This is a genomic window from Sporosarcina contaminans (assembly GCF_042679045.1).
Taxonomy (GTDB): domain Bacteria; phylum Bacillota; class Bacilli; order Bacillales_A; family Planococcaceae; genus Sporosarcina; species Sporosarcina contaminans.
The window spans coordinates 1-21315 of sequence record NZ_JBHTLT010000122.1 but is presented as its reverse complement, the minus strand read 5'-3'; the positions used below and the strand labels follow the sequence as shown (position 1 = coordinate 21315).

General features: G+C 40.6%; 24 protein-coding genes and 1 riboswitch. Of the genes, 22 read left to right on the top strand and 2 right to left on the bottom strand.

From position 1 onward, the window contains the following. Positions 1-4 precede the first annotated feature (4 nt). From qcrB to ACFQ38_RS14930, 4 genes are all read left to right on the top strand, one after another. Positions 5-679 carry a menaquinol-cytochrome c reductase cytochrome b subunit gene (qcrB, locus tag ACFQ38_RS14945; RefSeq protein ID WP_147059784.1) on the top strand — a complete coding sequence of 225 codons (675 nt, stop codon included), beginning with the start codon at positions 5-7 and terminating at the stop codon, positions 677-679. Positions 680-735: 56 nt separating this feature from the next. Continuing rightward, a complete protein-coding gene (locus tag ACFQ38_RS14940) occupies positions 736-1506 on the top strand; it encodes a menaquinol-cytochrome c reductase cytochrome b/c subunit (protein WP_336824662.1) in 771 nt (256 codons plus the stop codon). 258 nt (positions 1507-1764) lie between these two features. Then, the gene (gene lhaT, locus ACFQ38_RS14935) at positions 1765-2334 is read left to right on the top strand and encodes a lipoprotein heptaprenylglyceryl N-acetyltransferase LhaT (RefSeq protein WP_381481949.1); all 570 of its coding nucleotides are present in this window, start codon (positions 1765-1767) and stop codon (positions 2332-2334) included. A gap of 68 nt (positions 2335-2402) precedes the next feature. Next, positions 2403-3071: a zinc metallopeptidase gene (locus ACFQ38_RS14930; RefSeq protein WP_336824660.1), complete on the top strand. Its 669-nt coding sequence runs from the start codon at positions 2403-2405 to the stop codon at positions 3069-3071. Positions 3072-3120: 49 nt separating this feature from the next. On the opposite strand, the gene ACFQ38_RS14925 is transcribed toward ACFQ38_RS14930, so the two are convergent. Further along, a complete protein-coding gene (locus ACFQ38_RS14925; protein ID WP_336824659.1) occupies positions 3121-3993 on the bottom strand; it encodes a YitT family protein in 873 nt (290 codons plus the stop codon). A 94-nt stretch (positions 3994-4087) separates the two neighbouring features. Here ACFQ38_RS14925 and ACFQ38_RS14920 point away from each other — a divergent pair, with 94 nt between their 5' ends. From ACFQ38_RS14920 to panD, 8 genes are all read left to right on the top strand, one after another. After that, the gene (locus ACFQ38_RS14920; protein WP_381481933.1) at positions 4088-4444 is read left to right on the top strand and encodes a nucleotide pyrophosphohydrolase; all 357 of its coding nucleotides are present in this window, start codon (positions 4088-4090) and stop codon (positions 4442-4444) included. Continuing rightward, positions 4437-5231 carry a 4-hydroxy-tetrahydrodipicolinate reductase gene (dapB, locus tag ACFQ38_RS14915; protein ID WP_381481931.1) on the top strand — a complete coding sequence of 265 codons (795 nt, stop codon included), beginning with the start codon at positions 4437-4439 and terminating at the stop codon, positions 5229-5231. The genes ACFQ38_RS14920 and dapB overlap by 8 nt, the downstream gene beginning before the upstream one ends. 83 nt (positions 5232-5314) lie before the next feature. Beyond that, positions 5315-6451 carry an N-acetyl-alpha-D-glucosaminyl L-malate synthase BshA gene (bshA, locus tag ACFQ38_RS14910; protein ID WP_381481929.1) on the top strand — a complete coding sequence of 379 codons (1137 nt, stop codon included), beginning with the start codon at positions 5315-5317 and terminating at the stop codon, positions 6449-6451. Then, positions 6448-7632 (top strand): CCA tRNA nucleotidyltransferase, encoded by a 1185-nt coding sequence (locus ACFQ38_RS14905; RefSeq protein ID WP_381481927.1) that lies wholly within the window; start codon positions 6448-6450, stop codon positions 7630-7632. Before bshA ends, ACFQ38_RS14905 begins: the two co-directional genes overlap by 4 nt. Continuing rightward, positions 7610-8593, top strand: coding sequence for a biotin--[acetyl-CoA-carboxylase] ligase (locus ACFQ38_RS14900; RefSeq protein ID WP_381481925.1), 984 nt, complete (start codon positions 7610-7612; stop codon positions 8591-8593). Before ACFQ38_RS14905 ends, ACFQ38_RS14900 begins: the two co-directional genes overlap by 23 nt. A 277-nt stretch (positions 8594-8870) precedes the next feature. Next, positions 8871-9704, top strand: a complete 834-nt coding sequence (gene panB / locus ACFQ38_RS14895; protein WP_381481923.1) for a 3-methyl-2-oxobutanoate hydroxymethyltransferase — start codon at positions 8871-8873, stop codon at positions 9702-9704. After that, positions 9691-10608: a pantoate--beta-alanine ligase gene (gene panC, locus ACFQ38_RS14890; protein WP_381481921.1), complete on the top strand. Its 918-nt coding sequence runs from the start codon at positions 9691-9693 to the stop codon at positions 10606-10608. Before panB ends, panC begins: the two co-directional genes overlap by 14 nt. Beyond that, the gene (panD, locus tag ACFQ38_RS14885; RefSeq protein WP_381481919.1) at positions 10586-10966 is read left to right on the top strand and encodes an aspartate 1-decarboxylase; all 381 of its coding nucleotides are present in this window, start codon (positions 10586-10588) and stop codon (positions 10964-10966) included. The genes panC and panD overlap by 23 nt, the downstream gene beginning before the upstream one ends. Positions 10967-11360: 394 nt before the next feature. On the opposite strand, the gene ACFQ38_RS14880 is transcribed toward panD, so the two are convergent. Beyond that, complete coding sequence (locus ACFQ38_RS14880; RefSeq protein ID WP_381481917.1) at positions 11361-11837, bottom strand: hypothetical protein; 477 nt, start codon at positions 11835-11837, stop codon at positions 11361-11363. Positions 11838-12081: 244 nt separating this feature from the next. Here ACFQ38_RS14880 and comGA point away from each other — a divergent pair, with 244 nt between their 5' ends. The 10 genes from comGA (at position 12082) to gcvPB (ending at position 20691) form a co-directional block, all read left to right on the top strand. Beyond that, complete coding sequence (gene comGA / locus ACFQ38_RS14875) at positions 12082-13086, top strand: competence type IV pilus ATPase ComGA (RefSeq protein WP_381481915.1); 1005 nt, start codon at positions 12082-12084, stop codon at positions 13084-13086. Next, positions 13083-14138: a competence type IV pilus assembly protein ComGB gene (gene comGB, locus ACFQ38_RS14870; protein WP_381481913.1), complete on the top strand. Its 1056-nt coding sequence runs from the start codon at positions 13083-13085 to the stop codon at positions 14136-14138. Before comGA ends, comGB begins: the two co-directional genes overlap by 4 nt. Before the next feature lie 13 nt (positions 14139-14151). Then, positions 14152-14484: a competence type IV pilus major pilin ComGC gene (gene comGC / locus ACFQ38_RS14865; protein WP_381481912.1), complete on the top strand. Its 333-nt coding sequence runs from the start codon at positions 14152-14154 to the stop codon at positions 14482-14484. Next, on the top strand, positions 14468-14920 hold the full coding sequence (gene comGD, locus ACFQ38_RS14860; protein WP_336824646.1) for a competence type IV pilus minor pilin ComGD: 453 nt from the start codon (positions 14468-14470) through the stop codon (positions 14918-14920). The genes comGC and comGD overlap by 17 nt, the downstream gene beginning before the upstream one ends. Next, a complete protein-coding gene (locus ACFQ38_RS14855) occupies positions 14910-15209 on the top strand; it encodes a hypothetical protein (RefSeq protein WP_336824645.1) in 300 nt (99 codons plus the stop codon). The genes comGD and ACFQ38_RS14855 overlap by 11 nt, the downstream gene beginning before the upstream one ends. After that, complete coding sequence (gene comGF, locus ACFQ38_RS14850) at positions 15197-15637, top strand: competence type IV pilus minor pilin ComGF (RefSeq protein WP_336824644.1); 441 nt, start codon at positions 15197-15199, stop codon at positions 15635-15637. Before ACFQ38_RS14855 ends, comGF begins: the two co-directional genes overlap by 13 nt. Before the next feature lie 164 nt (positions 15638-15801). Then, positions 15802-16311 (top strand): shikimate kinase, encoded by a 510-nt coding sequence (locus ACFQ38_RS14845; protein ID WP_336824643.1) that lies wholly within the window; start codon positions 15802-15804, stop codon positions 16309-16311. Between the two features lie 200 nt (positions 16312-16511). Then, positions 16512-16604, top strand: a riboswitch (glycine riboswitch). Between the two features lie 144 nt (positions 16605-16748). After that, a complete protein-coding gene (gene gcvT, locus ACFQ38_RS14840) occupies positions 16749-17849 on the top strand; it encodes a glycine cleavage system aminomethyltransferase GcvT (protein WP_336824642.1) in 1101 nt (366 codons plus the stop codon). Positions 17850-17873: 24 nt separating this feature from the next. Continuing rightward, complete coding sequence (gcvPA, locus tag ACFQ38_RS14835; protein WP_336824641.1) at positions 17874-19220, top strand: aminomethyl-transferring glycine dehydrogenase subunit GcvPA; 1347 nt, start codon at positions 17874-17876, stop codon at positions 19218-19220. Beyond that, positions 19213-20691, top strand: coding sequence for an aminomethyl-transferring glycine dehydrogenase subunit GcvPB (gene gcvPB, locus ACFQ38_RS14830; RefSeq protein ID WP_336824640.1), 1479 nt, complete (start codon positions 19213-19215; stop codon positions 20689-20691). Before gcvPA ends, gcvPB begins: the two co-directional genes overlap by 8 nt. Positions 20692-21315 lie beyond the last annotated feature (624 nt).

Genomic DNA, 21315 nt, shown 5'->3' with positions numbered 1-21315 from the left:
CGAAGTGCTAAATAAAATTTATGATTGGGTTGACGAACGGTTGGATATCACCCCAATTTGGCGTGATATCGCTGACCACGAAGTACCTGAGCACGTAAACCCTGCACATCATTTTTCTGCATTCATTTATTGTTTCGGAGGTTTGACGTTTTTCGTAACGGTCATCCAGATTCTATCGGGCATGTTCCTTACAATGTATTATACCCCGGATATTGAAAATGCATGGAAATCCGTTTACTATCTTCAAAATGAAGTAGCATTCGGAGAAATTGTGCGTGGGATGCACCACTGGGGAGCATCGCTTGTTATCGTTATGATGTTCCTACATACTTTGCGTGTATTCTTTACAGGCTCATATAAGAAACCTCGTGAACTAAACTGGGTTGTCGGAGTATTGATCTTCGTTACAATGCTTGGTCTTGGATTCACAGGCTACTTGTTACCATGGGATATGAAAGCGTTGTTCGCAACAAAAGTAGGGATCGAAATTGCTGCGTCAGTGCCATTTATCGGTGAGCAAATTAAGATTTTGCTTGCTGGAGACTCCACTATCCTTGGTGCTCAAACATTAACACGATTCTTCGCGATTCATGTATTCTTCCTACCAGCTGCTTTGCTTGGGTTGCTTGCAGCACACTTTATCATGATCAGAAGACAAGGTATTTCCGGACCGCTATAAGATCCACATGAAAGTGGATGTTCGACTGTCTGAAATTATAATAAGGAGGGGACAAAATGCATCGCGGAAAAGGTATGAAATTTGTCGGTGACTCGCGCATCAAAGCTGAAGGCAAGATGCCAAACGTCCCGAAAGATTACTCGGAATATCCAGGTAAGACGGAAGCTTTCTGGCCGAACTTCCTCTTGAAAGAGTGGATGATCGGTGCTGTTTTCCTAATTGGATATTTAATTATTACAGTTGCCCATCCGTCGCCGCTTGAAAGACAAGCTGACCCGACAGATACAACATACATACCGGTTCCTGACTGGTATTTCCTTTTCATGTATCAATTGCTGAAGTATGAATTCGCATCCGGACCATACAACGTCATCGGTGCAATCGTAATCCCTGGGCTTGCGATTGGTGCATTAATGCTTGTACCATTCATGGATACATCAAAAGAGCGCCGTCCATTCAAACGACCTCTTCCAACAGGCTTCATGCTACTTGCGTTTGCTGCAATTTTCTACTTGACATGGGAATCCGTTGTGAACCATGACTGGGAAGCAGCGAAAGCTCAAGGTGCAATCGTTGAAGAAGCACAGTTTGATGAGAATTCTGAAGGTTATCAGATTTATGCTGGATCATCTTGTATTAACTGTCACGGAGATGCCTTCCAAGGTGGTTTAGGAGATCCTTTAGTGGATACTGGTCTTTCAGCTGAAGAAATTAAAGATATTGCCCACAATGGTATTGGCGACATGCCTCCAGGGCAATGGACAGGGTCGGATGAAGAGCTTGAAGTCTTAGCAGAATTCATTGCTAACTTGAAATCAGGAGAATAAGAAGATCCATATGCCATTTTAGGCAAAATAATTCATTTAACAGACGGAGAAAAAACAACTTGTTTTTCTCCGTCTTTATTTCTATTAAGATGTGTTACATAGCTACACACTTCGATAAGAACATTTTTCAGCAGGAGATTAATGAATGATAAGCGTAGTCTGAATAAAGTGTAAAGACATTTCCGAAGATATTAGTAGAACCTTATTTACGTGTGAAGGGAGTTGGCCTGTATTTCATTCGTTCATCGCATTTGGCTTATGCTTACGCATAAATCCTTTCTTTGGATATTGCTGTTTATAAACATCATTGGAACCGTTTACGGCTATGACTGGTATATGTGGCAGCTAAAAAGTACAGAACCGATTTTTTGGATTTTCGTTCCAGACAGTCCAACTGCAAGTTTGTTTTTTTGTATCGCTTTAATTGGCTGGCTCATACATAAAAATTTCAAATTAGTGGAAGCACTTGCGCTTATCACATTAGTGAAATATGGACTTTGGGCAGTTGTCATGAATTCGCTTACATTGGCGGAAACTGGTGATATCGGTTGGCAAGGCTGGATGTTAATCGGTTCGCATTTGGCTATGGCTATACAGGCCATTTTATACATTCCAATGTATCGCTTTGAATTTAAACACATCGTGATAGCGGCAATTTGGACTCTTCATAATGACGTCATCGATTATGTGTTTGGACAAATGCCTATTTACTATGATTTGATGAAGCACATGAATGTAATTGGCTACTTTACATTTTGGCTCTCCATTATTTGTATAAGTATAGCGTACTATGTTTGGAAAAAGATGAAACAATCTTTAAATGCTTAGACGTAAAAGTTGCGGTAAAACCGCGTCCAATATAAAATAGTACTATAGAGAAAGGGGAGGAAACGAAGATGTTTCTGATTTATTTGGGCATCATCATTTTGCTGCCGCTTTATGCTCAGTTTAAAGTGAAGAGTACGTATAACAAATATTCAAAAGTCCGTTCCACATCTGGAATGACTGGAGCAGAGGTTGCACGTATGATTTTGGACCAAAATGGCTTGCATGATGTGAAAGTTGTTGAGAGCCAAGGTTTTCTAAGTGACCATTACAATCCAATTACAAAAATCGTTGCACTGTCTCCACAAAATTATCATGAAGCTTCCGTAGCTGGAACGGCAATAGCAGCGCATGAAGTAGGACATGCGATTCAAGACAAAGAAGCATACTCCTTCTTGCGTTTTCGCCATAGGTTAGCACCTGTCGCTAATATTACGTCAAATGCATCTTGGATCTTCATCATGATTGGACTAATCTTCTCCAGTATGAACTCCCTCTTAGGGATTGGAATCGCTTTAATGGCTGTAGGAGTTCTTTTCCAAATCGTTACGCTTCCTGTTGAATTCAATGCTTCAAGCAGAGCAATGAATCAAATTGTTCAGTTGGGCATTATTAGAAATGAAGAGGAACCGCATGCAAAAAAAGTTTTAAGCGCGGCTGCCATGACATATGTAGCGGCTACTGCCGTTGCAGTTCTTGAATTGCTTCGCCTTATCCTTATTTTCACAAACAGAGACTAAAACAGAAAAACCGTCCTTATTTTATAGTGCAATAAGGACGGTTTTTTATTTATTTTTCTAAAGGCTGCTTTTGTTCATCGAGTGTAAAACCTTCACCTAATACATCATGTACTTCACTTACCGATACAAATGCATGAGGGTCAATAGAGGTAATAATACTTTTCAGTCTCATTAATTCATTTTTTCCGATGACACAGTATAGTATTTCTCGGTCTGATTTTGTAAAATGACCATAGCCTTTAAAAACAGTTACGCCACGCTCCATTTCTGCAGCGATTTTTGTAGCAATTGCATCCTGATGTTCCGAGATGATAAAAGCGCCTCTAGCGGCGTACGCACCTTCTTGGACAAAATCGATCACTTTAGCGCCTACGAATAGTGCAACGAGCGTATACATGACGGAACGATGGTCTAAATAGACAATCCAAGAAAGTAGGATGACGATCGCATCGAACATGAACATCGTTTTCCCCATGCTCCATCCTATGTATTTATGGGCTAAACGTGCGATAATATCTACACCGCCAGTTGTGCCTCCGTACCGGAAAATGATGCCAAGTCCGATTCCAATAAATATTCCGGCGAAAAGCGCGACAAGAAACATGTCTCCTTCCAAATGGATATCATATTGATATTTCATAAATACTTTTAAAAAGACCGAAACTGAAACTGTTCCAATAATTGTATAGATAAAAACTTTTCTTCCTAATAGTTTCCAACCAATTAAGAACATCGGGATGTTTAAAAGAAGGTTCATAATGGCGGGATCCCAGTTGAATGCAAATAGCAATATAAGTGTAATTCCGGTGAAGCCGCCTTCGGCAAGTTCATGTTGAATGTTAAAATGAACTAATCCGAAACTAAAAATGGCTGCACCTAATACGATGAAAAAAATGTTTTTAATTTTAATTCCTTTTAGCAAAACATAACCACCTTTCTACAGACAACATGTCTATTATCTTTGATTCTTCAATTTTTGACAACTGATTCGTGAATGTTACGATAGCAAATGGAGGATGATGAAACAAATGGAATCGCTTAAAACAATAAAAGATTTACAAGACGAGGTACATTCGTACATATCAAGTTTTGAGGAAGGGTATTTTCCTCCGATGGAATTGTTGGCAAGGCTCACGGAGGAGTTAGGTGAGCTTTCGAGAGAAGTACAACATGTATATGGAATGAAAAAGAAGAAAAAAACAGAAGCAGTACGATCGCTTGAAGAAGAAACAGGGGATTTGCTTTTCGTTTTGATTTGTTTTGCAAATGCAGAAGGTATCGATTTGCAAAAAGCCTTGGCATCTGTAATGAGCAAGTTCAACAAAAGGGATGCAGACCGATGGACGAAAAAGGGGGATGGAAAAAATGATTAAAGTAGCGATTGCTGGAGCTCGGGGACGAATGGGCACAACGGCTATTCAGGCAATTGAAGAGGCTAAAGATGCACAAGTCGTTGCTGCGTTAGACTATAAATATGATGGAAAGTATTTACATAACTCAATAATTATCGATGAAGAGATGGGCATTCCGATTTATACCTCTTTATCGAAATTGGCGGAGGAATGTGCCCCGGATGTTCTGCTTGATGTGACTGATCCGGATGCTGTCTTTCAAAATGTGAAAGAGGCATTACTATTAGGGATACATCCAGTAGTAGGTACATCAGGTTTGACAGAAGACGAAGTAAAGGATATTGAAGGTTTGGTCAATGAATTAAAAGTTGGCGGATTGATTGCGCCAAACTTCTCGATTGGCGCTGTTTTAATGATGAAATTCGCTCAGCAAGCTGCACGTTATTTAGGCGATGTAGAAATTATTGAAATGCACCATGATCGGAAGTTGGATGCACCTTCGGGAACAGCTGTCAAAACGGCAGATATGATTAAGCAAGTGCGACCATCGCATATTCAAGGACACCCTGAAGAACAAGAGCATTTAAATGGCGCTCGTGGTGCTGATGTAGAAGGCATGAAAATTCATAGCGTCCGTCTTCCGGGATTATTGGCGCATCAGCAAGTGCTATTAGGTGGGGAAGGGGAATTACTGACGCTTCGTCATGACTCATTCGACAGGAAAAGTTTTATGCCTGGCATAATGATGGCAATCCGGGATGTTGTCGGCAGAACGGATCTTATTTATGGTCTCGAAAAATTACTATAGTCATTGACTAATTATTATAAAGGATTCTTTATAGTGAATGATTAAAGAGGCATAATTGATTGAATGGCGAAAGAGGTGTGGTCATGAAAAAATTAAAAGTCGGTGTCATATGTTATCCGACGTTGGGCGGATCAGGTGTAGTCGCTACGGAGTTAGGAAAAAAGATGGCAGAAAAAGGACATGAGGTGCATTTTATTACATCGAGTAAACCTTTTCGTTTAGATGTCCATCCGAATGTCCATTTTCATGAGGTGAAAATTGATGGCTATGCAGTATTTAAGTATCCGCCATACGACATTGCATTAGCAAATCGGATTGCTCAAGTAATCGAGCAAGAGCATTTGGACTTGCTTCACGTGCATTACGCAGTTCCTCATGCCATTTCCGCAGCGTTAGCAAAAGATATGGCTAATTCAGATATCGGCGTCATTACGACACTCCACGGGACAGATGTAACGATATTGGGACATGACCTTACATTGAGAAACACTGTGCGGTATGGCATAAATAAATCGGACATAACGACAGCTGTCTCAGAATCGCTTCGTCAAGAAACATTGTCTTTAATTAAACCGAATAAGGAAATTTTGACGATCTATAATTTTATTGATGAAGAAAAATACCACCCTGTCGATCCAAAGACTTTAAAAAGTGATTTAGGGATCGGAAAAGAAGAAAAAGTCATCATTCATATTTCTAATTTTAGAAGCGTTAAAAGAATTGGCGACATAATCAATAGCTTTAAAATTATTAGAGAGCGTTGCAGTTCAAAATTACTGTTAGTCGGAACAGGCCCAGAACTAATAGGTTTACATGAAATGGTGAAAAATGAAGGACTGCAAGAAGATATTATATTCACTGGAAAGCGTGATGACTTGCCGGAGTTATTAGCAATCAGTGATGTGCTGTTTCTTTTATCTGAAAAAGAGGCATTTGGACTTGTTTTGTTAGAAGGATTTTCATGCGGAGTACCGGCAATCGGCACGAATATCGGCGGAATTCCTGAGGTGATTGAAGATGGGAAGAACGGCTATCTTGTCGAAATAGGAGATGTGCAATTAGCTGCAGAGCGAGCATTGCTTTTGCTCGAAAATGAGCATTTACATGAGGAGTTTAGGCAAAATGCGTTCCATACTGCCTTTAAAAAATTTAATTCGGATTCGATTGTTCAGCAATATGAACGTTTGTATTATGAATTGGCAGGTGGCAAAGGTCGATGAGTTTCGGTACGGCTGCAAGTCGGGAAGTTGTAAGGCAATTAATGGATGCAGGCTATGAAGCAGTTTTTGTCGGCGGCTCCGTGAGAGATCATCTTTTAGGGAAAGAGGCATCGGATATTGATATCGCAACTTCCGCAATGCCTACTGAAGTGAAAGAGGTTTTTTCGCATACATTCGATGTTGGCATTCAGCATGGAACTGTACTCGTCATGATGTATGGAGAACCGATCGAAGTAACGACCTACCGAACGGAAGGTACATATGCGGATCATCGAAGGCCGGATGAAGTCCATTTTGTCCGTTCTTTGGAAGAAGATCTGAAACGCAGGGATTTTACGATGAATGCTTTAGCATTGACTTTGGACGGTTTATGCATCGATCCGTTCGGTGGCCAAGAGGATATTAAGAAAAGGCTAATTCGAGCTGTAGGCAATGCTGACGATCGTTTTCAAGAAGACGCTTTGCGCATCATCCGAACAGTGCGATTTGCCTCTACTTTAGGGTTCGCAATAGAAAAAGATACAGCGAATGCATTAAAAAATAATGCTCCACTAATCGGTCATATATCCGTAGAGCGCATTAAGACTGAAATGGACAAACTGTTCATTGGGAAGTATGTAGAAAGAGCATTGACCATTTTGGTAGAAAGTAATCTGCATCGCGAGCTGCCATTATTTCCACAGGAAATAGGGATGCTGTCTGCATGTGCTCCTTTTTCTTCTCCATTGCATGGATGGGCTGCCTTCATGATCGTAGGCAAATTCAATCCGCAGGACCTGTTTAAAGCTTATAAGTTATCGAATCAGGACAAGCAGTTTCTCACTGCAGTATCAGAAGCGTTTCAGGAGAGGCTGGCTGGAAAGTTTGGAACTGATCAACTGTATAAATATACTGAAAGCGTGTTACAAATAACGGAAAGAATTTTCCATGCATTATATCCTAATAAAGAATATATGACGATTGAAGAGTTGCGTGAAATGAAAGGTAAATTGCCGATCCAGTCTAAAGAGGATTTGTGTATAAACGGAAAAGATTTAATGGAATGGACTGGACAACGTGGTGGAAAATGGCTCGGAGAATGGCTCTATAGAGCTGAACGGGCAGTATTATATGGACAGTGCATCAATACAAGTAAGCATTTAAAGGAATGGTTTCTAAGTGAATTCAAACGTCAAGCATGAGCTTTTAAAAAGGCTGTTCGAAGCAAACGGGGCCCCTATATCCGGCCAGGAATTCGCGGATGAATACGGCTTATCAAGAACGGCGATTTGGAAGTATATAAAAGAGTTTGAAGAAGAAGGTTATGAAATTGCTTCAATTCGAAAAAAAGGGTATGTATTGCTTTCCTCACCTGACCGAATTAATGCTGCCAATATTCAACAGCATTTAAAAACGGATCACTATGGCAAGATCATTCATTATTATGAAAGCTGTCCATCGACACAGCTCATTGCCCATGATGCTGCGCAAGCAAATGCAGACGACGGCACACTTTTTGTTGCTGAAGAGCAGACAGCAGGAAAGGGAAGAATGTCAAGGCCATGGAATTCAGCGGCGCAAAAAGGCATTTGGATGAGCATCGTTATTCGGCCGTCACTTATGCCACATCAAGCGCCCCAGATGACTTTAGTAGCTGCCGTTGCAATTGTTCGAGCCATTGAAGAATTGACAGGGATTGAACCAACGATAAAGTGGCCGAATGATATAATGATTTCAGGGAAAAAAATGACCGGTATCTTAACTGAATTGCAAGCGGATCCCGATCGAGTAAAAGCGATCATCTTAGGTATTGGAATGAATGTTAATCAGACTGAAGAAGATTTCCCTATCGAATTAAAGTCGATTGCAACATCGCTTCGTTTGGAAGGAGGTCAAGTAGTAGATCGCTCCAGATTGATCGCAGAAATTTTATACTACCTTGAACTATATACGACAATGTATGAAAAGCATGGTTTCAGTCCTATTAAGTTATTATGGGAAAGCTATGCAAATATTGAAGGGAAACGGATCCGTGCCGTCATGCTCAATGAAACAATTGAAGGGTCGGCAATTGGTATTTCAGATGATGGGCTTTTGGAGCTAAAAATGGATGACGGGTCTGTTCGAGCGATCTTCTCGGCAGATATCGAAATTAAAAAATAATCAGTATACAACTTTATGAAGATTTGGTATAGTAAAACCGATGGGCAGTATCACATTGAACTGCACCAAAAAGTAGGCAATTATAATAGCAATTCAATACGTTCTGCCTTGATCTTGTAAAAGACAGGGACGGAGGAAACCATAATACCAGACTCATTTGATCGCAGACGGTCAATGGGTATAAATGAATTTGTGGCACACAACCCTTCTGTCCTATTTTTGACGGAAGGGTTTTTCGGTTTTCTCCTCTCAATTGAAGAAAAGGAGAGGGTAAGAAATGAAAAGCACGGCTGATTTTATGAGGATGAAGCGTGAACAAGAGAAAATTGTCATGCTGACAGCGTACGATCATCCATCTGCAAAACTAGCAGAACAAGCAGGAATTGATGTTATTTTAGTCGGAGATTCTTTAGGAATGGTCGTTTTAGGATATGATTCTACAGCATTTGTAACCGTGGATGATATGATTCACCATGGCAAGGCTGTACGGCGAGGGGCAAAGGAAACGTTTGTAGTCGTCGATATGCCTTTCGGTTCTTATCATGGTTCGACCGATCAAACACTAAAGGAAGCAACACGTATTTTCCAAGAGACTGGAGCAAACGCTTTGAAGTTGGAAGGGGCAGGGAATGTAATTAATAAAATACAGCTACTGACGGATACAGGTATTCCTGTCGTAGCGCACTTAGGTCTGTTACCGCAATCAGCCGCTGTCCTAGGCGGTTATAAAGTACAAGGGAAAACAGCTGAGGCTGCAGAAAAGCTGATCGAAGATGCAAAAGCTTGCGAAGCTGCTGGAGCATGTATGATCGTGTTGGAATGCATTCCTTATCAATTAGCCGAACGAGTTTCTCAAGCTATAACTATTCCGACGATTGGCATTGGTGCTGGAGCAAAAACAGATGGTCAAGTGTTGGTCTTTCACGATACGATCAAATATGGCGATCATCATATTCCGAAGTTTGTAGAGGCTTATGCAGATGCTGGCACAGCGATACGAAATGGGCTCCAAAGCTATGCGGAAGCAGTGAAATCAGGAGGTTTTCCTGCCGAGCAACACCAATTTACGATGAAAGAAGCAGAGCTGGAGGCCATGTATGGTGGCAAGTAATATCGAAGGAACGAAACAAACAAAGCTTCAAGTGATCGAAACGATTGAGGAAATGCGCAAGCTATTGGACCGTAACGATCGAAAAGGTAAAACCGTAGGATTCGTGCCGACAATGGGCTATTTACATGAAGGGCATCTCTCCTTAGTTCAGTATGCAAGGGAAGAAAATGATCTCGTCGTCATGAGCATTTTTGTCAATCCTGCCCAGTTTGGACCGAATGAGGATTATGCAACTTATCCGCGAGATAAAGAACGGGATTTACAGTTAGCCGCTTCGGCAGGTGTAGATATTGTATTCATACCTTCTGTTGATGAAATGTATCCACATGAAAGCGGTATTCGCATTCTTCCTGGCGAACAAAAAAGCGTGTTATGTGGTGCGAAACGGCCGGGGCATTTTGATGGTGTGCTGAAGGTTATATTGAAACTATTTAATATCGTTGACCCGGATCGTTCCTATTTCGGGATGAAAGATGCGCAGCAGCTTTCCATAATTGAATCTTTTGTCCATGATTTCAATTTACGGACAAAGATTGTCCGAGTGCCGATCGTTCGGGAAGAGGATGGTTTGGCGAAAAGCTCACGAAATGTAAAATTAAGCGGAGTTGAAAGGAAGGAAGCCCCTGCAATTTATAAGGCATTGCAGAAAGGCGCGAAATATATAGAACAAGGAAAGCATCCAGAAGAAGCCATTCAAATGGTGAAAGAAATGATTTGCTCGGAAACGACCGGTGAAATAGATTATGTGGAAATTTTATCCTTCCCTGATTTGCAGCCGATTGAGGAGCATTCCAAAGAAATCATTATCGCTTGTGCGGTGAAATTTGAAAAGGCGAGATTAATAGATAATATTATTATGTCAACTAAAGAGGGTAAACTAAATGTTTCGAACAATGATGAATAGTAAATTGCATCGAGCAACAGTGACAGAAGCAAATTTAAATTATGTAGGAAGCATAACAATCGATCAAGATTTATTGGATGCAGCAGGACTATTGCCGAATGAAAAAGTGCAAATCGTCAACAACAATAACGGAGCTCGCTTTGAAACGTATATTATTGCAGGTGAACGGGGTAGCGGTGTTATTTGCGTCAACGGCGCGGCAGCGAGGCTTGTCCAGCCCGGAGATATTGTTATTATTATCTCTTACGTTTTCATGTCTGACGAGGAAGCAAAAGTACATGAACCGACGGTCCTTTTATTGGATGAGAAAAATGGCATTCAACAAGTGATCCGTGAAAAAGCGAGTACGGTATTGTAATGTATAGTTCCATAAAAAGGCAACTACGCTGAGACGTAATTGCCTTTTTGTCTGTTCAATTTATCGATTATCTACATAAGATGGCATAGACATTTTCCAAAACTATGAGATCCTTTAGTGAAAATAGTACGCATTTTAATGTTTTGGTGGATGTAGAGTGGTTAAAAATAGCAATCTGAACTGAAAAACGGTCACTGTAATAAAAATCCACTGTTATAGGGTGAAACATCAATAACGAGAATGCTAATTATTATGACGCAAAGTAGCATCATGATGAAATTAACAATGCATGCAGAATTGGGAATGTGCGAGAATAGAGGGAATTAAAATTCAAAAAAATGCCTGACGTTCGTCAAGCATTTTCCATGAAAATACTGTTATTCGGTAATGTCGGTTACCAAAATATCAAATATGTTTTCGTCGGTATACACAGTATAAATGCCCACTCTCCTGCTTTTGGTATTGTTACGGTAGATGGTGTATGTGCATCAGCTCCATTATTCGGTCCGCTCAGGCCCATAGACCATCCCGTTGATAAAATTGGATGGACGGTACCAGTCTCTTTATGAAAACCGACAACTGTCAATGTTGGATTTGTGGAATGATCGATCCCCCATAAATGCCACATCCATTTTTGTGCATGCAAACTAGGCTGATCCATGCCGATAACGCCTAATTTGTTTTCATTTCCGATCATATTGCGATCAAATGTCACAGCCTTTTTATTCCAATCAATCTTATCGAAATCGCTTTCCTGTACAAATTCAGGAATTCCCTCTGGCAATAGTTCCTCACTTTTCGTTTCTTTTACTGAACAACCTACAATTATTAAAAATGAGAAAAGCGATATGCCAATTAAAAACCTTTTCATCTTACTCCCTCCCTGCTTCCAAATTAGACGGCTTCCATTTATAAAAGTTTCGATTTATTCTAAAAATAATCGTTCAAACGTAAAAAACGAATTTGAGGAAAATTCGGCTTGCACAATTCTATTTTAAGCGATATCGGCAGACGAAAATTCGACCTTCGTGGAAAGTCTTTCATTTTTAATGGAGCCATCCTATACTTTGAGTAAGGCGGAATGCGGTCTTCCGTTTAGTAGAAAGGGGGATTCGATGGAGCGTAAGGATAATCTCATTGAAGAAAAAAGTTTTAAGCTTTTATTAAAAGCGATTGAATATGAGGCCTCAGATATTCATTTTGTACCTACTCGCAACGGATACGAAATTCTTTTTAAAAAACACGCGAAAATAGTACGGGTCGATACATTCCCCCTACAGTTATCGGTCCGAATGATTTCATTTTTCAAGTTTCTCTCCTCTTTAGATATAAGCGATAAAAGAAAACCTCAAAGCGGATCTTTCCATAAACAATTCCAAAACGAAAATTATTCATTTCGGGTGTCAACCATCCCTTCAATTCAAATGAAGGAAAGCGTTGTTATCCGGTTACAAAAACATGATAAAATTGTTCCTCTTTCACAGCTATGTATAGAGGATGAGTGGGAGCAGCAGCTTCGAGAAGCTGCATCCAAGAGACAAGGACTTCTCATTATGACAGGTCCGACAGGAAGCGGTAAAACGACGACTATTTACTCTTTAACAGCACATTGTGTAAATGAATTAGACAGGCATGTTATCACTCTTGAAGATCCGGTGGAAAACAATCATAGCCATCTGTTGCAAATACAAGTAAATGAACGGGCCGGCATGACGTATGCGACAGGATTGAAAGCTATTTTACGGCACTCACCTGACGTCATTATGATTGGGGAAATAAGAGATGCGGAAACAGCGAAGATTGCAGTGGCAGCAGCTCTGACAGGTCATTTAGTTTTAACTACTGTCCATTCTAAAGATGCTGTTGGGTGTTTTTATCGGTTAATGGATTTCGGCATAACGCCTGAAGAGCTAAGACAGACAATTGTTTGCATATCTTCTCAGCGTTTAATCACTAAAACAGATGGAGAAATCAGCGCTGTCTTTCAAATCATTCAAGGGGAAATGCTCAATATCGTATCAGATCGTATTATTCACGGAGAACGGGTTGAAATTCCGCAAGAGATGCAAATAGAAACCGTTGTTCAAAAATATACTGTTTCCGAAGGTTTGTACGTATGAAGTGTCGATTTTTTGCTCGTTTGAATAGTCGTCAGACATCTTTAAACAATCAAGCAATGTTTTTATCGCGTTTATCCGCTTTATTAATGGAAGGATATACTTTCTATGATGGTTTGATGCTTCTTTTGCCGCATCATATAAAACAGTATGAAGAGAAGACATTGCAAGTAGAAAAGGATTTCAGCGAAGGACTTGGTGTGACTGAAATTTTAGGGAGATTAGGTTTGCCATCCTCAAAGCTTCTTCCAATTGTCATCGGTGAAATGAATGGGCAGCTACCCGAAGCGTTAAAAGGACTATCGGAGCGTTTAAAGAACTCAGAACAACGAAGGAAGAAATTAAAAGGCCTCCTTCTTTATCCACTAGCGCTTTTTCTTTTTATGGCAATGCTTTTATTGCTGTTCAGAAATTTCTTTCTTCCTAATTTGCAAGCACTATCCTTAGCAAGGCAAACTGACTCTTCTACTATATTCGCATCACTTCCAACTATAGTGGCAAGGATTCCGGATGCAGCGACGATGATCGGCGTAGCAATTTTTATCATTACGTTAGGTGGCATGATTGCCTATCGGAAAATGCTTCCGAAAAACAAAATACGTTTTATGATGTCATTGCCTTTCCTAAAAACTTTTTTCATGAACATAACTACAAGGGATTTTGCATCAGAAATAGGAAGTTTACTGCAATCGGGAATATCTATGCAAGACGCCCTTCAAATAATTGCAGAACAGAATGTGGATCCGATTTTAAGCACGATCGGTTCGGAAATCATGGAACTGGTCATCTATGGAGTCGATTTTGATAAGGCGATCGACTTGACGTATGGGTTGAATAAAGAATTAACTACCTTTGCAAAACATGGCGCAAATACCGGTCATTTACCGAAGGAACTTATTATTTACGGAGAACATTTAACTGAAATGATCGAGGTTGAATTGACTAAGAAGATGGGATTAGTGCAGCCAGTCCTATTTAGTTTGATTGCCATTTGCATTCTTTTGGCATATTTATCATTGCTGTTGCCTGTTTATGGCATGATCGACAAAATATGAGGAGTGACTATAAATGAAACTATTGAATGATAGAGGCTTCACTTTAATAGAGATGATGATCGTCCTGCTTATTATTTCCGTGTTAGTGCTAATTGCAATACCGAATGTGACGAAACACTCGAAATCGATTGACCAGAAGGGATGCAATGCATATGTCAAGATGGTGCAAGGACAAGTTGAAGCGTATCGGATGGATCATCATACTGTCCCGACTGCAGAAGATTTGATGGATGAAGAATATATGCCTGAGCTTCCTCAATGTCCGGATGGTAGGGCGGTAACGATTGATTCAGATGGATTGGTTACTGCGGAAGGGGTAGCAGATTCAGGTGGAGATACGGACTGATAAGTTTAGAGAGAAAGGCTTCACCCTATTGGAACTGCTTCTTGTTCTATCAATCGTTAGCATTTTGATCCTTTTAATTATTCCATTCGGGGACCGTTGGATAAGGGAGCAATCTGAAGATGAAGCAATTGCGGTTTTCATTTCTTCTGTTCACCAAATGCAAGCATATTCGATAGCAAACGAAGCGCATACAACAATTAAATTTAGAAATAGTGGAAAATCGTATTCCCTTTACGCGCCAAACACGACAGAAATTGCAACAATTGATTTTCCGCCTTCTATGCGTTTCGTCAGCAGCAGCTCACTGAATGAAGTGGCATTTCATCCGAACGGACATATACTTAAAACCGGTTCGATTGTTTTCCGGACAAGCCGAGGGGATGTTCGTTTAGCTTTTCAGCTTGAGCATGGGAGGGTAATTAAACATGATCAATGAGAAAGGCTTTTCATGGCCAGAAACAATACTTTCGCTTTTTGTGATTATAGGCATTTTTGGCACTTTGCTTCCGTTCGCCTCAAAGCTTGCTTACCAATTAGATAAGAAAAAATATACGATGCACGCTGCAGAATTGGCTTATCAAAGCGCTATTTTATATGAAACGACCGGTATAGTGGAAGGTGTGAGAATGATAAATGGCATAAATTTTGAATGGATTGTATTGGGACAAAAAATTTGTGTGACATATGAGTTGCATGGCGAGGATAATGAGCGATGCATTGGTTAAAGGATGAAAAGGGATATACGTTGTTGGAGTCGTTATTTCAATTGGCGATCATGGCGATCTTTCTGCAATTCGTCGTCCTATTTTATTTTTGGAAAGCACCGATTGAAAATCAACTCCAAGATTATTCATCAGTAGAATGGGAGCTTTTTGCGATTGATCTACAATCTTATATAGCAGACGTAAAAGAGTTTCATATTACGAAAGAAGGCAGAGCGATATATTTCATAACAGACAGAGGAGAAATAGAAATCGGTCAAAGCGGCTCGGTCATTCGGAAAACGGTTTTTGGAATGGGGCATATTCCACTGTATACAAATGTTAGGTCTGTTCATTTTTCTCGATCGGGAGAGTTTTTGAATGTGCAAGTTACAATGACTGACGGCCAGGTTAGGGAAAGGGGGTTTGTGATTGGTATATATCCAGAATGAAAAAGGAACCACACTAGCCGCTTGCATTGTCTTACTTTTTTTCGTTAGCCTCTTTCTTTTCAACATCGTTTCATGGCATAGTAATTTATATAGAACATTCGATTCAATAGAAATGCATTATGAAAAAGAGACGTTGAAGATAATGAGGCAAGGCGGTTGAAGAGATGAAAAAAGTTTATTTGGTAGGCTTTATGGGATCTGGGAAAAGCGCTGTCGGAAAACGGCTTACTCCATTAGTGAATATGCCCTTTTATGATATGGATGCCGAAATAGTAAAGATGATAGGTATGACCATTCCGCAGATATTCGAAACGTATGGTGAGGAAGGATTTAGGGATATTGAAACAGAATTTCTAAAAACCTTTCCAGACGAGTATTGTATAATCGCTACCGGGGGTGGTGTACCAATGCGAGCTGAAAATAGAGAATTGATGAAAAGCTCCGGGCTAGTATTTTATTTGAATTCTACCTTCCGGGATATTTGGCGTAGAGTCTCAACGGATCCTAATCGGCCTATCGTGCAAAAATCCACCCGAGAAGAATTAGAAATCCTATTTAATAAAAGGAAAGCTTATTATATGGAAAGTGCACATTTTAAGGTAGAGACGACGAATCGTTCTCTTCATGAAATTTCACAATACGTCGCTTTTCAAATTAATAGATTAAAAGGATAGTTTAGATAAGCATATTAAATTGTTCGATAATGAAATCACTACCTAAACACGAACGTTTCACAAAAAAACAATTATTTTGTACGTGAAATCTCTAAATTCATAAAAAAGATTGCGCTTCCTTAAATGAAATGTTAAGATGTTAGGTGAAAGGGCAATTATTGTCCGAATCTTACACATTAATATTCAATTACATATGGCGGATGAATGGATGGGGAGAGCACGCATAAGGCGTCACCGAAGGAGCAAGTAACGAAGGTTATGAATCTCTCAGGTAACAAGACTCGTTCAGGACGCATCTCTGGAGAGCGCCGATGGATGATCGGCCACCAACGAGGAAAGCCGTAAGGTCAAACTTTCAGGTACATGGACAGAGGTTCTCTTATTAGGGGACTTCTGTCTTTTTTTATCTAAAAATAAACGTTAGGGGGCATTTTAAGGTGACAGAAACGACTTTGAAGCGAACGCCATTGTTTGATCAGTATAAAGCCTATGGCGGAAAGACGATTGACTTTGGCGGCTGGGAACTTCCTGTACAGTTTTCAAGCATTAAAGCTGAACACGAAGCTGTCCGGACAAAAGCAGGTCTATTCGATGTATCCCATATGGGAGAAGTTTTTGTATCAGGTGAAGGGGCGCTTTCTTTTTTGCAGTCACTTTGTACAAATGACGTATCAAAATTGAAGGATGGGCAAGCCCAATATACTGTCATGTGCTATGAAAACGGCGGCACTGTCGATGATTTGCTCATTTATAAACGCCAAGACAATGATTACCTATTAGTCGTCAACGCATCGAATATTGATAAAGACGTTGCATGGATGAAAGAACACGCTGCAAGCGACGTGCATATTGATGACCGCTCTTCCGAGTACGGATTATTGGCATTACAAGGGCCGAAATCGCAAGAAATTTTGCAAAAGTTAACAACCGAACCTCTGGATGAAATTAAATTTTTCCGTTTCAAAGAACATGTCAATGTAGCGGGACATGATGTCCTAATTTCCCGTACTGGATATACAGGTGAAGATGGTTTTGAACTTTACGCTTCGCCTGATGCGATTGTTGCTCTATGGCCAGCTATACTTGAAGCTGGTAAAGAAGAAGGAATTGTACCTGCTGGACTTGGTGCGCGTGATACTCTGCGCTTTGAAGCTGGCTTGCCTTTATACGGACAGGAGCTGTCAAAAGACATTAGCCCGTTAGAAGCAAATTTAGGCTTTGTTGTAAAACTTGGTAAAGATGCTGATTTTATCGGCAAAGAAGTTCTATCTGCACAGAAATCAAATGGCATCACACGTAAGCTGGTCGGTTTGGAAATGATCGACAAAGGAATTCCGCGCACGGGATATAAAGTTTATATCGAAGATGAAGAAGTCGGTGAAGTGACAACTGGAACGCAATCGCCAACATTGCAGAAAAACATCGGATTTGCATTATTAGCTAGTGAGCATGCGGAAGTCGGCACAGTAGTTGAAGTTGAAGTCCGTAATCGTCGTTTGAAGGCAACAGTTATCGCAACACCTTTCTATAAACGTTAAATTACTGAAGAGGAGATATGTGATATGAAGCATCGGTACATTCCAATGACGGATAAAGACCGTGATGAAATGTTGTCGGCAATCGGCATCGCAACGGTTGATGAATTATTTGAGGATATTCCTGAAGAGGTCCGCTTTAAAGGTGAATTGAAAATTAAAGAAGCGAAATCCGAAACTGAACTTTTAAAAGAACTTTCAAGCCTTGCTGCAAAAAATGCCGACTCGAAATCCTATACATCATTCCTGGGCGCTGGTGTGTATGATCATTACAAGCCGATCATTGTTGATCATGTCATTTCAAGATCTGAATTCTACACCGCTTATACACCTTACCAACCAGAAATTTCACAAGGTGAACTGCAAGCGATTTTTGAATTCCAGACGATGATTTGTGAATTGACAGGAATGGAAATTGCGAACTCGTCAATGTATGACGGCGGCACAGCACTTGCAGAAGCTGGTACTTTATCTGCTGGCCATACGCGCCGTAAGAAGCTGTTAGTCTCGGAAGCGATTCATCCTGAATCCCGAGATGTTGTTAAATCTTATGCCGCCGGCCAATTTTTGGAAGTAGTCACAATTCCACAGGAAAACGGCGTTAGCAGTATTGAAAAATTAGGGCAACTATTAAATGAAGATGTAGCAGCTGTAATGGTTCAATATCCGAATTTCTTCGGTCAAATTGAAGACTTGCAAAAAATTGGTCAAATGGCACATGAAAAAGGCAGTTTATTCATTGTGTCTGCTAATCCTCTTGCACTTGGCGTATTGACACCACCTGGAGCTTTAGGAGCAGATATAACAGTAGGCGATGCACAGCCATTTGGCATTCCAGAGCAATTTGGAGGTCCTCATTGCGGGTATTTCGCTTCGACTAAAAAATTGATGCGTAAAATGCCAGGCAGACTGGTAGGAGAAACGACTGACGAAGAAGGCAGAAGAGGTTATGTATTAACGCTCCAAGCCCGTGAGCAACATATTCGCCGCGATAAAGCGACATCTAATATTTGTTCGAACCAAGCTTTAAATGCACTTGCTGCATCTGTAGCGATGACAGCTTTAGGCAGAAATGGCGTAAAAGAAATTGCATATCAAAACATAGCCAAAGCTCATTATGCCAAAAATGCATTTGCAAAAGCAGGTTTTGACGTGAAATTTAGTGATGCTCATTTCAATGAGATTGTTGTCGCTTGCAAAAAGCCAGTTAAAGAAATAAATGCCGAGTTATTTAAAAAAGGAATAATCGGCGGCTATGATTTAAGCTTGACATATCCAGAGCTTGAAAATCATGTGCTTATTGCCGTTACTGAGCAGCGGACGAAAGAAGAAATCGATGCACTCGTGCAGGAAATGGAGGCCATTCATGCATAAAGAGAACCAACCTTTAATTTTTGAACTTTCAAAAGAAGGAAGGATCGGCTACAGCCTTCCAGCATTGGATGTACCAGAGGTGGCTTTATCTGACCTAATGCCAAACGGCTTTGTGCGACAAGAAGACGCGGAGCTTCCTGAAGTGTCGGAGTTAGATATTATGCGTCATTACACAGCATTGTCGAACCGCAACCATGGCGTTGATACAGGTTTCTATCCATTAGGCTCATGTACGATGAAATACAATCCGAAAATAAACGAAGCGGTAGCTCGTTTTTCTGGTTTTGCAAATGTTCATCCATTGCAAGATGAATCTACTGTACAAGGCGCAATGGAAGTTATGTATGATTTACAGGAGCATCTATCCGAAATTACGGGAATGGATGAAGTAACGTTGCAACCGGCAGCTGGAGCTCATGGCGAATGGACTGCTCTTATGATGATTCGCGCATTTCATGAAGCCAATGGAGAAACTGAACGAACAGAAGTATTAGTGCCCGATTCTGCTCACGGAACGAACCCTGCGTCTGCTGCGGTAGCTGGGTTTGATACGGTTACAGTGAAGTCGAATGAGAACGGATTAGTCGACATCGAAGATTTAAAAGCGAAGGTTGGTCCGAAAACGGCTGCACTCATGTTAACGAACCCTAATACTTTAGGTTTATTTGAGGAAGAAATCCTTGAAATGGCGAAAATCGTCCATGGCGTCGGCGGTAAGTTGTATTATGACGGTGCAAATTTAAATGCTGTCATGGCAAAAGCGCGCCCTGGAGATATGGGATTCGATGCTGTCCATCTGAACTTGCATAAGACGTTTACAGGTCCTCATGGAGGAGGCGGTCCAGGATCCGGTCCGGTAGGGGTTACGAAAGAATTGGCTCCTTATTTGCCAAAACCGGTATTAGTCAAAAAAGAGGACCAATATACATTTGAGTATGATCGTCCTAAATCAATTGGGCGAGTGAAGCCATTCTACGGAAACTTTGGCATTTATTTGCGCGCATACACGTATATTCGTTCGATGGGACCTGATGGTTTAAAAGCTGTAACGGAATACGCAGTATTAAATGCAAACTATATGATGAGAAAGTTGGAACCGTATTTCGATCTTCCATATCCACAGCATTGTAAGCATGAATTCGTCCTATCCGGCAGACGCCAAAAGAAATTGGGTGTCCGCACGTTGGATATGGCAAAGAGGTTATTGGATTTTGGATTCCATCCACCTACAATTTACTTCCCTCTGAATGTTGAGGAAGGAATGATGATTGAGCCAACAGAAACAGAATCAAAAGAAACGTTGGATTCTTTTATCGATGCGATGATCCAAATCGCGAAAGAGGTTGAGGAAAGCCCTGAAATTGTTCAAGAAGCACCTCATACAACGGTTATTAGCCGCTTGGACGAAACGAAAGCTGCAAGGAAGCCAGTCCTTCGCTATCAAAAAGAAGAAGAAACAGTCGGTGTATAAATAGGAAGAGTAATCATTTGAATGGAAAGAGACCTGATTGCATTCGATGCGGTCTTTTTCCAATTCCTTTTTTAATCTTTAAAGCTTCAATTGATGAAGCCCTAAACACTAACTGTCGATTTACGTTCCGACTTGACGCTTTCCGTGGGACGGGGAACCATAAAGAGTTGATTTCCCTTAACTTCTGCGATTGTCGTAGAAATTAAGGCATCTGTTTTGCATTCGTACTCCCAACGCTACGCTTTTACTCGCAAAAGCCGTTCTTCGTTACGGCTTTCACTCCCCCGACAGGAGTCGCAGATATAGACTTCAACCAACGGAACTCATATGATTGAAAGTAATTTAAAAACAGTGATCTATTTCTTTTCATCGAGGAGAGGATCGCTGTTTATTTTGTTTATTGAATGGTGTTCTCAGCGATCCTCATTTTAAAACATAGACACGGTTCTATCTGTCATATAGATACAAGGTGCTGAAACGAATCATAACCTCAATAAAAGAAACAGAGTAAGGAATATCAAAAGGGGCTGTCCAGAAAGTCAGTGAAAACTGATTTTCTGTGATAGTCCCTTTCTGGTTGGAGAATAAATGGGGAACCCCTGACAACCGTCGCTTTCCGTTCCA